A 13,247-nucleotide genomic window follows, 5' to 3' on the forward strand; every position below is an offset into this window, starting at 1 on the left:
AATTAGAATTCTCCTCTATCAGAGAATGAACTACGCAAACGAGCCTGCTGTTTACGTTCCCGATCATCCAATTCACGCCTAACCGCTGCTGCAATATCCTGCTCAGACTGCCCCGGCGCACCATAGATATTTATATGATAGACCGGTGATTCACTGCGGTACTCTACCACCTGACGTTTGTCCGCTTTCTTTTCCTGAATCTGAGAATAAGCATGAGCCGGTAAGCTCTGAGTATGCAACGGTGCTGTTCTGGCTGCGGTAGAAGGCGCCATTACGCTTAAAGAAAATGCCGCAGCGGCAGCAAGTTTAGCAGTCTGTCGTCTGCTAATAACATTGACAGGGCCAGTGACAATCTCTGGTCCGTATTCACCAACAATACCAAATCGGCCAGCCGGAATAATGCCCCCTTTGTCATGTTTAGGCAGAACTGCACTAACATTAGGACTCACATTATTACTGGCGTCTTTTGAAATATCCTCCTTTGACCGCATCCAGTCAGGGAGATACTCAGACAATGAAGTCAGTTTCTTTTTCAGGGCTTCCCACTTTTCATTAATCCCCTCCAATAAACTGTTAACTATCGCTGTGCCAGCTTCTTTAAATTTACTGGGTAGATTCATTACGTCAGTAATAATCTCATTCCATTTATCCGAGATCGATATTTTAATATTCTCCCAGATATCCAATGTATTCTGTTTAACTAATTCCCAGGCATTACTGATATTAGTTTTAATATTCTCCCAAGTTTGCAAAACACTCTGTTTAATAGACTCCCATTTCTCACTTAGGCTAATTTTAATATTTTCCCAAAGCTGAGAAAATTTCGGCCCCAATGTTTCCCAGTTCTGCCAAATATAAGTGGCAGCCATTGCAATTACACCAATAATGGCAAGGATTGGGTTAGCCATCATCAGACGACCAACGATCATCATGGTGCTACCCAACATTTTCAGAGCATTCCCTACCAATCCGAGAGCTCTCACACCAGTACTACCAAAGAAAGTAAGACTATATTTCGCCACAGCTAACGGAAGTAATATTGAAGCGATCGCCTGTGCCAATGCGCCAAACACAGTTAACATGCCACCAACTACCACCGTAATAGTCGCAAGCGTTGCAGCCAAACGTGGATTAGCTTCCATCCACTCACTGACTTTATTGACTACATTTGTCACCTGTTGGGTGACTTCTCTTGCCGGACCTTCTACGCCAGAAAACATCTGAACGCCTAGATCACTCCAAGCGGCATTAAGCTTTTGGATATCACTGGTAAGACTATTCGTCATTGCAGATGCAACTTTTTGGGATTCACCTTGAGCATTTTTTAGTTCAACGATAAAAGATTGCAATCCCCCCTGTCCTGCCTGATTCACCAACACATCCAGAGCAGGAGTGGCATTTTCACCACCAATTGCCGTGAAATAATTTGTACGCTGTTTGCTGCTCATTGACCGGGTTTTATCATCCAGTTCAGCAAGAATATCAGGTAATTGCCGTAAATTACCTTTAGCATCACGAGTTTTAATATCGAGTTGTTTCAATGCGGCGGCAGCAGCTTTAGGTGGTTCAGCCAACCGGCTTAGTACACTGCTCAAAGCCTCTCCAGCTTCACTTCCCTTGATATTGGCATCACTTAGCTTTCTTGTAGCTGCCGCAACGGTTTCAATATCAATCCCCAAAGAAGCAGCCGCTGGAGCGACAGATTTCATGGTGTCACCCAACCCCGCCAACGTTGTTTTTGAACCAATAAACGTTGCCGTCAAAACATCACTAACATGCCCCATCTCTTCGGACTGTAATTTAAATCCTTCCAGTACATTAGTGCTAATATCAACCACATCGGCGAAATCTGTACCGCTTGCCTGCGACATTAATACCGCGCCAGGCATCACATTCTTTATCTGGTCGGGAGAATAACCCTTGGAGGCATAAAGGCTTTGTCCCTGTGCAACTTGGCTGACAGGAATCCCAGTGCTTTTACTCAACTCACGGCTTTGATTAAGCAACATGGTGTATTCAGGAGAATTCTTTTCAATATTAGTTTGCGCCTGAATTTTGGACATTTGAGCACTAAGATCATAACCCGGCATCAGAAAGTTTTTACTGGTTGTCAGTATCTTACCGCCTGCCGATTTCGCATTAGCGCCATATTGGCTGACACGATCACGAAGTTCTTTGATTTTGCTATAACGGCCTTCACCGCGATTTTCTTCCTCTTGACTACTGGTATGCGCAGTTCCCTGCGCATATTCAGGAGCAGAATAAGGTTTAATGGCTTTATAAGTCTGATTTAATCGCTTGTATTCATCACGATTTTGCCGGATAGAATCCGCCAACCTTTTATTATTTCGCTGTGCGGATTTCAAGGCGCTGGTCAGCTTATTTACGGACTGTATTACCAATGTAAGCTGTGACTGTGTATTACTCATTTTCTGCACCACTTCGTAAGATGGCCCGATGTCGCCAGTCCAGTAATTCCGTCAGTGACATTTCACTTGTCACTGACGGAGACCAGTGGAAAACGGTGGCAATATCTGCCACCAATTCATCTACGGTTAGTCGGTCTGGAAACCGGACTTGGCCGACTTCGGTAACAAAAAATTGACCACCTCAACACTGAGATTAATCAGATCGCCGGGTGTCATTGACAACAGGTCGCTTTTAGTGAGCGTTGGTGTGGTGACGCGCGGCAAAACCAACATCATTGAATCCACATCCATCTCCAGCAAAGCCTGTAGCCGAGCACCACGCAGCGCGCCACTGTTCGGTTTGCGCACCACCACTTCAGTGATGTTGCTACTACCACGTGCAAGCGGTTCTTCTAATACGATTGTGCGCTGCTCGTCGTTTTGAGTAATTAGTGTTTCTGTCATGGTTCAACCTTGTTTATCCGATTAGATTAAAGACCCATAGCGCGACGGTGATCTGCCAAGCGATCCTCACCATTAACGACTTCAACCATGTTAACGGTATCCACTTCGATCAGAACTTCACCATCCCATGTCAATTTAAAATAGGTGTTTTTAGCGCTGATTTTGGTCTGAGTGTTATCTCCCTGCTTATAAGTACCGTGGTCAAACTCATGGAAACGGCCACGCATCACGATTTCAACAGCAATCACATCGTTGGTATCATCGCGCTGATAGGAGCCCGCAAAGCGCAACATTACGCCGTCAGCTTTGGTCAATCCCCATTGCCGATAATGCTGAGCCTCCATACCTCCCAGAGTAAATTCAACGTCTAATGCACCTTCATCCAAGCCTAAGTCCACAGTTGCGCTACCGTTCATACCAGCGCCACGATAGGTTTCCAGTTTACGACTCAGCTTAGGCAGAGTAAGTTCTTCCACTATTCCCTGATAACTATTGCCATCATTAAACAAGTTCAGGTATTTAAGTTTGCGAGGTAATGCCATCTGTGTCCCCTTAGCCGTTTATGCTTTTAGCGAAATCCATCAGGTAACGATCTGTAATACGCTGGCGTAACATCATGTTTTCCAGTGGTGGTACAGGTGTATAGTCGTAATCGAGGGTCAATTTACCCGCTTTCAAGGTGTCTTTATCATTGGCGTTTTCGTCATACCAACACTGACCGTCAATAATGTAACCCCCAGATTTCAGTTCGCGGAACTTAGCGTTAATACCTTCGATAATGTCTCGTACGAGTGAAGGAGTTAGTGGCTTATCGATTGCCCACATATGTGCTTCTGCCATAGTGTCAGCTAATACTTGGGCGGTACGAGTGTAACTTTCGAACTGGAACAATGGGTCATCAGCGCAGGTACGGGAACCCCAGAAACGGAAGCCATTTTTACGGATAAGTGTCGTGATACCATTTTGGTTTAGCAAACCAGCATCAGTTGCTGGATCTTGAAGATCCCAGAATACGTCCGCAGAAAGACCGGTCACACCATTGACACCGATGTTGGACAGAGTTTTGTGCCAACCTGTTTCTTCATCAATTTTTGCACGCAAACCCAGTGCACGAGCGGTAGCGTAGGCGATAGCGTCTTTATTAGCAACGGTATCCCAGCTCAGGAAATCAGGCCAAATCAGCATTAATTCGCGCTGACTGAAATTTTTGCGATATTCGATAACTTCTGAGATAGTCTTACTACCATAGGCGCTGATATAAGCCATTGCTCTCAGTTTCTGCGCAATACTCGCTAACTCAACAGCAACAGCTTTTGTATCCAATCCAGGAACTCCCAGAATACGTGGCTTCACACCTAATTGGCTTTGTGCTGCCAACAATGCCTGTATACCGGTTTTCTTACCTTCATTAGTTGTAGTACCAATGATGTTGCTGGTAGTTTGTTCTTCCGTTTCACCTTGTGCTACACGGACAACAACAGTAACGGGTTTAGACTGGTCTGCAATAGCTTTGAGTGCCTGAGGCAACGTACCGGTTTTACCAGCTTTGCCAATGGCGAGTGAAACATCAGTAATCAAGACCGGAGTGTTTAGTGGAAAAGTTTTTTCGTCTGCCTCAGGACCAGTACAGACCATACCAACAATAGCGGTGCTAACTGTGGTGATGGTACGTGTGCCTTCGTTAATTTCCTGTACACGGACGCCGTGATGATAATCTTGTGCCATATTAGCGGTTCTCCTGTTAAGGTGTCCCGCTATGTTGAAGTATCCGAATTATTAAATCATTCGATGGGAAATGTGTGGAAGATGATACAAATCAGGTTGGTTAATTTATTATTTTTTCTAATAATTTAACTGTCGGCACTCTATGATAGTGGAAAATAAAACCTCTATAAATCAATGCTTATTTTTTCCTATTATGAGCTTTTAACTCTGCTCATTGATCATCTTTTCACAGATTTTTTCTACAAAAATAGATTGCAATTTATACACATCAACGCATTTCTCTGTAAATTATAATTCTGGTCATTTATTGACACCTGAATATAGCCAATCTTCGCCATATGTAACCTTGCCTAATACCAATATGAAACTATTCTTTCTGAAATTTCACACATAAGTAAGTTTTGAAAAATCTTGGTTTAGTGGAAACGGTAAATTTGGCTCAGGGAGCAGTGCCGAATAGCCGGAAAGTGAATGGCAAAATTCTGACTGAGGATATTAATATTACGTCTCAAGATATCTTTAATGGACAGGCAATATCCATCCCCGACAAAGCTGATTTAAATGATTATCAAATACCAGGGCTTTATTATCAGGGTTTGAATGTACAAGCGGGATCTGGCAATAACTATCCTGAACCATTTGCAGGTTCACTTGTTGTGCTAAAAGCTGCTGGAATCATTCAACGCTATTTTATTTATAATAGCAGCCGAATACACACTCGTTCCTTAAATGACGTCGGAGTATGGACATCTTGGGCACAAGAATATAACACGCTGAATAAACCCACAGCATTGGATATCCAAAGTGAACCACGCTATACCACTACGATTGATCTTACTGGCCTGAGTACTGAACGCTATTATCCGGTTTGGTGGAGCTTCCCACCTAATGTCGGAGCGAATTCTTGGTTAACACTTCATCGGCCCTATCCATATGATGCAGAAAAAAAACCATTCGGTGAAGGTGTGACACATGTTGCTGGACTACTTGTACAAATAGAAGGAGGAGATATGCCGTGGGGAGGTGATGCCCGCTATCTTAATATTAAACGCGTAAATCAAACCTATCGTAAAACGGTAAAAGCAATCCGTCACGCCATGATAAGTGTCGCCAGGCCTGTTGACGGCAAATATCCCCTTTATGGTGATGTAAAATCTGGTGATATTGTAGATTGTTACGTTTATAGTGGTTGTTATTTGCGTGGTGGTTTAACTTATTTTACGACCAGTAATTTTCAGTCAATCCATTATTCACGTGAAGAAGGAGAGTCAGAAATATATAAATGGTCAAGTGAAAATCTTAAGCGTGAAATGAAGTGGATGGTGAAATCATTAGTCATCAATGATCCATTATTAGGTGAAGAATATACTGATAATACAATGCCTTATTCTCTGGAATATGACACACGTTATCAAAAGAAACCATAATGAGGATATATGATAATATTAAATAAATTAATAGACAAAAATGGCTATGAATATGTTAATGTGCCAGCAGAACCTCATCAATTGATCTCGATGGGTTTCAGTGCTCAAGAAGCTCAAGCACTATATAAACAGGCCGTCATCGAACAGCAAAATAAAGCGAATAAACGTCAACAGTATTATTTACTGGAACAAGCAGCAATTAAAATTGCACCATTGCAAGATGCTATTGATTTAAGCATTGCTACTGACAGTGAAATAACAACATTAATGGCATGGAAAAAATATCGTGTTACATTAAATCGAATGGATACTACAGTACAGAATATTGAGTGGCCAGAACATCCACAATAAATCGAATCATTTTTATTGCAAAAAAAATTCATTTATTTATACATCTATGTCGATCCTTGTTAATATCCAACCAAGTTTGGTTGGATATTTATTTATATGATTTTTGTGGTTTGATTTTTATGGACCACAATAAAACATCAAATACAGTATTAATATTTTAATTACAATGGCATATAATCAAATATTAGAATACAAAGTTATGAAATTAATTTTTGATTTTTAAATTAAAAATCAGATACATTCTATGAAAGGATTAAATAAAAATATGTTAATGATTCTTATATAAAGATATAGTTTCAGAAACGATAAGTATCTATAATTTCGTTTGTAAATCTCAAATCTACGGCCTGAAAGACAGGCCGTTATTATTTTATTCTGGTTTTTCAGGCCAATTAATATCTGGAGATAATGAAATATCAGTCCGGTTCAGTAATACTAAATATTTTTTCCAATCCAACAACAATAACTTTTCTTTTTCCGAAGCTAAATTAACATCTACAGCATGTTGTAATAATGTAATTGTTTCATTAGCTTGTCGTAACAGTGTTACTCTCTGCTGCTCAGCCTGTTCAATTTGACTGTTTTTTACAGCGGCTTTATCAGTTACCCACTGTTTACCATCCCATTTATCAAAATCAGTGGCTGGTTGCTTGAATGTTAGAAATTCTGGTAGTTCGCCTAGCTCAGTAATTTCATGTTGTGCTCGTGTTTGCTTGTTATAAGCTGTCTTTCCACGGTAATCAGGTACTATTTGCCAACAACTTTTATCTTCGCTGCGGCAAACAGCCATATCATCAGAATCTGGAAGTTCTGGTGCGTCTGAATAAGAATTGGCAGGAAGTCCTACTCCTTCCATTAAATATTCTGGTCTGGCGTCAATAAATTCTCTGGAATAAGTCTCTGCATGGTAGATTATCAACCAACCAGCTTTAGTTGCTAATCCGTTATTTCCCAATATTGCGGTTTTTGGTTCTAGAGAATATTTTTGTTTCTGTGTTGTCATTACGCTGCTCTCACTATGTAATTAAATGCGATATTGCGGGGACGTACTCGAAATGTAGATAATGAAACTGCACCATAAGGATTTAATTGGGTCGAAAAATATTGGCCGCTCCCTAATTCCATTTCCTCAAAATCACCAGCCATAATTTCTGATGGATAATTAGTTGAAAAGCGATTAATAGGAGGAGATACCAATACTCCTATATTTGCAGAACCAGCATGGGTGTAAAGATTAGGTAACTTTGTTGAATTTTGATGAGATAATATTTCCCTTTTTGAATCGATACTTCTCCCATTATCCCAACCTCGAATAAATTCACCGCGTAGGTCAGGGAGTGTGCCAGAGGGATATGCTTCCCCTAATTTAGGATATATAGATTTGTCAAACTGCTGGCCACTACAAATAAGATAACCTGCTGGTGCGGTTGGCTTAGACCACGGTAGCGGAATACCAACAAGAATATCATCCTCTGTTAATATCTTACGTTTCCCCCTGAAATTACCATTTTCATCGAAAGCGTAAGTAGAAACGCTGAATGCTTCTGATTCTGAATAACCCCCATACCCGAAAGAAAGTCCGCGAGAGTGCTGCGGGCTATCAACGTTAGGATGAGCTATGTGGATTGCTAATGCTCCTAAATTATCAATTCCATTAGGCCTCAAAAATCCCGAACGGCCCAAATGACGTGAATTAGGATCATCATAATAGTTTGCAGTTTTAGCTAATATATAACCTGATGTTTTTGTATTCGTATTTAACTGAATAAATCGACTGTCAGATTCTGACTTAGAATAATGCTCATTAGCTATTGCAACATAGCCGCTCTTTCGAGGGAGGTGAATGACATTTATATTTGAGGAATCAGACTCGCGATATCCTATTGCACAGAAAGAGCCTTCTTCATGAGAAGTAGTTTCTATGAAAACATATCGGCTATCTCCCTTTGTTAGTGACAAACTGGAATAATTTCCACCTGTTTTAATATTATGATTGCCTGACGTAAATGATTCAGTTGAGTCCTTAGGAAGAGCATTTTTCGCCAAATTCACCGTTTCCACTAAACCAAGGTTTTTCACAAAAGCATTTTTATCTGGGATATCCGCACCATTTTGGTTTTTTGCCAATTTACTATTAGCATTATCATAAGCTGCTTTTACTGCTTTGGGTGTTGCTGCTGTAGTTTCATCATTACTGTTAATGGCACTATTAAGTTTTGTAAAACCTTTCTCTGTCAACGTAGCATCTGGATGATTGCGGCTTTTTTCATGTTTCTGAATGGAGCTATCTACATAATCACGAGTTGCCAGAACTACAGAGGGATCGATTTTCAGCGTTACCGAATCCGTATTGCTAACAATCAAGATCATTCTGACAGTTTGTGTTCTACCTGAACCTTCCTGTAATTGTGGTTTATAGGTTTCTGGGCAGTTTGCTACCGCAATCAAGTTACCCTCACTGTCAAGCAAACCAATTTCACGCATCCACCAACCACCCTCACTTTCAGGGATAATTTGTTCGGCAATAATTTGGTTTGTGTTTACCGGATCGACACTTAATGTATTAATTGCAGCACGACGTTTTTCATTAACTAATTTGGTCTGATTGACATCAGGAGAGGGTAATTTACCACCACCATCACCAACAGCCATGTGGGTAATATCAACCTTTGTCCCCAAAGCAGCAGCATTTGCTAGCTTTGCCGCTCCCAGATTGGTTAGAATTGCAAAGTATTTCATTGTGAAATCCTCAATGTATCTGTTTCGATCAAATGAATTGCTGCCCCTAAAGGCATATTGTCGCTAGTTGTGATTATTTCAGGGAGATATTGGTAAATAGTAAGATCATCTCCACTATAACTCGTTGCAGCGCAATAAAATTCGCCCTTAACATCCAGATTGATTGACAAACCTATCAAATGACGGCTTACAGGCTTGGCATCAGAAATTAGCCGTTCTAACTCTAAAAAAGTTTCCTCGGTGATCCCGTTTTCCTGCACCCCTATCGCCAACCGGAATGTGCCGGGCGTTTCGTTGTTCAGCCACCATTCCTTTATCTGAATGAGATAACCAAGCGGTTCTACTACGCGACGGACGGCACCAATGGTTCCCTTATGTTTGTGCAGAAATAGCGAGTTTTTTATTACGTCCCGCTTAGTGCTTACGGGCCAGTTTTCGTCCCAGCGATCAACCGACCACGCCCACGCCAGATAGGGTAATAATTCTTCAGGGCAAGTATCAGGATTCCAGAGTTGGCGAAGTGGTACTGGAATATTTTGCAATTGCGAACACGCCTTAGCAGCAGCCAACTCCAAAACCGTAGAACCTGTTGGTAACAGGCGGTCATTCATCAGAGCCTCCTACTATCAAACCTGGATTTGGCTTGGAACAATCAGCAGCTTGTGTCTTACCTAATTCCAGTTTTGCACCGGTACAATAAGGAGCCTGATCTTTACACAGAATTATGTCCTTCGTCGGGGCTCTCAGTTCTACCTGTTGTACTCCTGCGACATGCAGGGCAGCATAAATGGCAGATAACCGAATATCTCTCCCCAACTTATGTTGATCTAGCACGTACTTATCCATATTTTGTTGAGCCAATTTACGGATAGGTTCAGATTCAGGTGTCGGATAGAGATAAAGCACAGCATCAATTTGATATTCCACTATTTTGGCTGACTGCACTTTTACTCGATCAGCAACTGGTCTGACGTTTTCATCATTAAGCGCCACAATCACTTTATCCAGTAACTCTTGTGAAGCTACACCTTTATGCGCTTTATCTTCTTCGTCTTCTTTATCTTTTTCCCATATCCATTTCCGCGACAAAACAGTCACAGTTACATTGGCCGGAGATGGGCTGATAACGGAAACATCTGTAACAGTTTGATATTCACCTTTGTATTCATTTCTATTAGCACGAATACTTTCATTAACTTTAAGGGCATGATATTCATACGCCCCTATCGGCCCTGCAACACTTAGCCCTTCGAAGGCTCTTTGGATGCGATCACGGAAGGTACTATCAGGCTCCATAACTGCTCGAGTAACGTTATAGTTCGCCCCTAACTGGTCTAAATCGCTACTGGTTGCATAGGCCAACATTACTGCACGGGCAGCTTCATTAACCCGCTGGCGTAATATCAATTCCCGGTAAGCGTTTTCCTCAAGTAACTTAACCAGAGGTTCGGATTCCAATTCTAATGTTCGAGTAATAGCATCCCGTTGCTCTTCAGGATAAAGAGATATCAATTTGGCTTTACGTTCAGCCAACAGGTTTTCATAATCCAGTGGCTCGACTACATTTGGTGGTGGCAACTGGCTCAGGTCAATGGTCGGCATTGTTTTACCTCACAGGGATAGATAGAGAAAACCCCCCGGCGGACTGCTGATAATGACCGGAGATATTTACCGTCATTTTGCCGTCTTGCTGGGTAGTTATGGTAATAGCTGTCAGATTAATCCTCGGTTCCCAGCGGCTGATAGCTGTGTAGGTGGCTGCCATAATTTGCAGGCGTAGAGCCGCATTTTGCGGCCAGTCAATTAATTCGGGTAGCAGAGAGCCATAAGTGCGCCGTTCCAAACGACTGCCAACGGGGGTTAGTAAGATATCGCTGACAGACTGGCGTACATGATCCAGATCCGTGAGGCTACGACCGGTTTGTCGGTTCATTCCAAGGTACATCATTATACTGGGTCTCCTGTTGTCGCACCGCCGGACATGACTCCAGTGTGTTTATGAGAATGTAGGGTCACACCATTAGAGCTGAGTTTTCCGCCTGTATTTTCAACATCACCTTCCAGCTTAGTTTTTCCTTTTACAGCAAACTCTGGTGTTTCCAGTGTGAAGCCTTTGGCTACATCTGCTTTTACCGCCAGTGCATTTATCCCGACTTGTAGTGTTTTCATATCGATTTTGTTGACTGAAGTCAGTTCGATAGAATTGATTGCCTCAAGTTTGATTGAATTGAGTGCTTTGAGTGAGATATTTGTTGCTTCAATTGCTACAGAATTTGAAGCCTGCACTACCGCAGTCTTAATACCTGTTACCTTTAAGGCGCTGAATGCTGGTTCATACTCCATTACTGCCCCATCAGGAAAGACAATATGGACAGCTTCCGCAGAAGCAGGCAATGCTGATGGGAATTGATCAGCAAAAGCAGTATCAACAGTTTTTCCAGAAACAGCCAATGGCTCAGGAAATTGATTAGAATAAACAGCCGGTAATACAAAGGAGGTGGTCAATTCACCACCAACAGATAACAGCAAAACTTGCTCACCACGACTGGGAGCCCACCAAGTTCGGGAATTACCTGCTCGCATTGTCAACCAAGGCCGCCAATCAGTTTCGAGATTGCCTGTTGCAATTCGGCAAACTCCCGTGTGGTATCTACCTCGGTAACAACACCAGTTCTGATCAAGTTACGCAATAAGCGCAAAAGTTCTGTTAGTTGTGTATCCATGTTTGGAAAAATGCCATTTGCTGGTTGTGGGTTTATGTATGAAAGAATGCCAGCAAAGGTAGTTGCCAACATCAAAGAGGAATTGTAAGAAAGACAAAACAAGTTTCTTGAAAAGGGAAAATGTAACAGCATAAATTAAAAAGCCTTTCCCGCAACCGAGAAAGGCCCTTATGTAATCCGTGCTATTTTGTTAAAGCTTGACTCTAATAGTTAAAAAAATTCAAATTTGCGCTATTTGACTATATATTAAGTACAACATTCCAGATAATTTGATTTGAACACTGGTTATTCTTGTTTGAACAATGTAAACAACAATGTGCCCACAGTTTCAATCAATCCACTTTAACCGTTTATTTATCTAGACAGATATAGATAAGTTTAATTTGCTGATATAGAGTGATAATTCTATTCAAAAACCACCAACTTAGTAATGGATATATTTAATCCCATAGTTGCAAAATAGGTTTCGTTGTAGCTGTCATAATTTCCGGCATCTCAACTTCTGTACCGTGTGGCAGAATTACACCATATTCGGCCAATCCTGGGTTAACTAATAGTACCTGTTCTGTCATACCTTGAGTACGACCATAATGACGCCAGCATAAAGCATCAATAGTATCATTCTGCTGTGCAATTATTTTCATTAAGTATACCCTCTCTAATTTAATCAATATTGTTAAGTTAAAGTGTTATGGTGCGCTGAATAGTGGGAGAGAACCAATGAAACAATATTGTTAAGGAAACAGTACAAATGAGAAGCAAGAAGCCACTTTTCAGTGGCTAATTTAATAATTAATCATATCTTCCAAAATTTACTGAATTCATAGGGAAAATCTATTTTTCAGCTCATTTTCCAATGCAATCATTATCAACTTAGAAACTTTAGATTATTTATCATACAGAATTCCCACATTTATCTGCTGCATTTATTCTTCAAGCGTTTCGTGGTAGTTAATAAGTTGTTTTGCAAGTGGTGTCGACAACTCAGCAATCCAAACTAAAGCAAGTTCCTTATCTTCAGCATGATTACATTCACAACTCGTTGCCATTCTAGCTATAAAATTAATACGTTGCGCTATTACTGATTCCATAAGAAAGTCCACTGACAAACTTACCTCCGCATAACATAACTGTATATAAGAACAGTACACTTTGATTAGAAAAATTTAAAGTGGTTTTTTATCTTTTCTGGTAACTATATTTGATAGTGTTAATATATTAATTATTGTTTTTATTGAAATAATTAATGATTAAAAAGGTTTCTTTCTGATCACAATTCATTGTAATTAATAAGTTTTTCTTATTTTATCGCTTAGAAGATTTTTTCTCTTTATTTAGATGACATAGTTTCACAAAGTATATAGATTGAAATTTAGATGCCCATGATGCAATATCCCTTATTGGATCTA

General features: G+C 40.8%; 14 protein-coding genes and 1 pseudogene. 2 read left to right on the forward strand and 13 right to left on the reverse strand.

Annotated features, from left to right (window positions below; translation table 11 throughout):
* Positions 1-2: 2 nt before the first annotated feature.
* The 5 genes from TI10_RS19480 to TI10_RS19495 are packed head-to-tail and all read right to left on the reverse strand — an operon-like array spanning position 3 to position 4,598.
* Positions 3-2,429: a phage tail tape measure protein gene (locus TI10_RS19480; protein WP_244161662.1), complete on the reverse strand. Its 2,427-nt coding sequence runs from the start codon at positions 2,427-2,429 to the stop codon at positions 3-5.
* On the reverse strand, positions 2,422-2,541 hold the full coding sequence (locus TI10_RS24225) for a GpE family phage tail protein (RefSeq protein WP_197535146.1): 120 nt from the start codon (positions 2,539-2,541) through the stop codon (positions 2,422-2,424). The genes TI10_RS19480 and TI10_RS24225 overlap by 8 nt, the downstream gene beginning before the upstream one ends.
* Positions 2,542-2,555: 14 nt before the next feature.
* On the reverse strand, positions 2,556-2,873 hold the full coding sequence (locus TI10_RS19485; RefSeq protein WP_049585002.1) for a phage tail assembly protein: 318 nt from the start codon (positions 2,871-2,873) through the stop codon (positions 2,556-2,558).
* A 26-nt stretch (positions 2,874-2,899) separates the two neighbouring features.
* Positions 2,900-3,415 (reverse strand): phage major tail tube protein, encoded by a 516-nt coding sequence (locus TI10_RS19490; protein WP_049585003.1) that lies wholly within the window; start codon positions 3,413-3,415, stop codon positions 2,900-2,902.
* A 10-nt stretch (positions 3,416-3,425) separates the two neighbouring features.
* Complete coding sequence (locus TI10_RS19495; protein ID WP_049585004.1) at positions 3,426-4,598, reverse strand: phage tail sheath protein; 1,173 nt, start codon at positions 4,596-4,598, stop codon at positions 3,426-3,428.
* Between the two features lie 401 nt (positions 4,599-4,999).
* Between TI10_RS19495 and TI10_RS19500 the strand changes: the two genes are divergently transcribed.
* Complete coding sequence (locus TI10_RS19500; protein WP_155416498.1) at positions 5,000-6,025, forward strand: pyocin knob domain-containing protein; 1,026 nt, start codon at positions 5,000-5,002, stop codon at positions 6,023-6,025.
* 90 nt (positions 6,026-6,115) lie between these two features.
* Positions 6,116-6,376 (forward strand): tail fiber assembly protein, encoded by a 261-nt coding sequence (locus TI10_RS26220; protein ID WP_074525042.1) that lies wholly within the window; start codon positions 6,116-6,118, stop codon positions 6,374-6,376.
* Between the two features lie 370 nt (positions 6,377-6,746).
* Here TI10_RS26220 and TI10_RS19510 read toward each other — a convergent pair whose 3' ends face one another.
* From TI10_RS19510 to TI10_RS25655, 8 genes and pseudogenes are all read right to left on the reverse strand, one after another.
* Positions 6,747-7,379, reverse strand: coding sequence for a tail fiber assembly protein (locus tag TI10_RS19510; RefSeq protein WP_049585006.1), 633 nt, complete (start codon positions 7,377-7,379; stop codon positions 6,747-6,749).
* The gene (locus TI10_RS25725; protein ID WP_080985109.1) at positions 7,379-9,115 is read right to left on the reverse strand and encodes a phage tail-collar fiber domain-containing protein; all 1,737 of its coding nucleotides are present in this window, start codon (positions 9,113-9,115) and stop codon (positions 7,379-7,381) included. Before TI10_RS25725 ends, TI10_RS19510 begins: the two co-directional genes overlap by 1 nt.
* On the reverse strand, positions 9,112-9,726 hold the full coding sequence (locus TI10_RS19520) for a phage tail protein I (protein ID WP_049585007.1): 615 nt from the start codon (positions 9,724-9,726) through the stop codon (positions 9,112-9,114). The genes TI10_RS25725 and TI10_RS19520 overlap by 4 nt, the downstream gene beginning before the upstream one ends.
* A complete protein-coding gene (locus tag TI10_RS19525; protein WP_049585008.1) occupies positions 9,719-10,717 on the reverse strand; it encodes a baseplate assembly protein in 999 nt (332 codons plus the stop codon). Before TI10_RS19525 ends, TI10_RS19520 begins: the two co-directional genes overlap by 8 nt.
* Positions 10,718-10,721: 4 nt before the next feature.
* Positions 10,722-11,063, reverse strand: coding sequence for a GPW/gp25 family protein (locus TI10_RS19530; RefSeq protein ID WP_049585009.1), 342 nt, complete (start codon positions 11,061-11,063; stop codon positions 10,722-10,724).
* A pseudogene (locus tag TI10_RS19535) lies at positions 11,063-11,838 on the reverse strand (phage baseplate assembly protein V). The gene TI10_RS19530 and the pseudogene TI10_RS19535 overlap by 1 nt, the downstream one beginning before the upstream one ends.
* A gap of 440 nt (positions 11,839-12,278) precedes the next feature.
* Complete coding sequence (locus tag TI10_RS19540) at positions 12,279-12,482, reverse strand: tail protein X (protein WP_049585010.1); 204 nt, start codon at positions 12,480-12,482, stop codon at positions 12,279-12,281.
* A 282-nt stretch (positions 12,483-12,764) separates the two neighbouring features.
* On the reverse strand, positions 12,765-12,929 hold the full coding sequence (locus TI10_RS25655; protein ID WP_167337845.1) for a hypothetical protein: 165 nt from the start codon (positions 12,927-12,929) through the stop codon (positions 12,765-12,767).
* Positions 12,930-13,247 lie beyond the last annotated feature (318 nt).

It is taken from the genome of Photorhabdus luminescens subsp. luminescens (genome assembly GCF_001083805.1).
Lineage (GTDB): Bacteria > Pseudomonadota > Gammaproteobacteria > Enterobacterales > Enterobacteriaceae > Photorhabdus > Photorhabdus luminescens.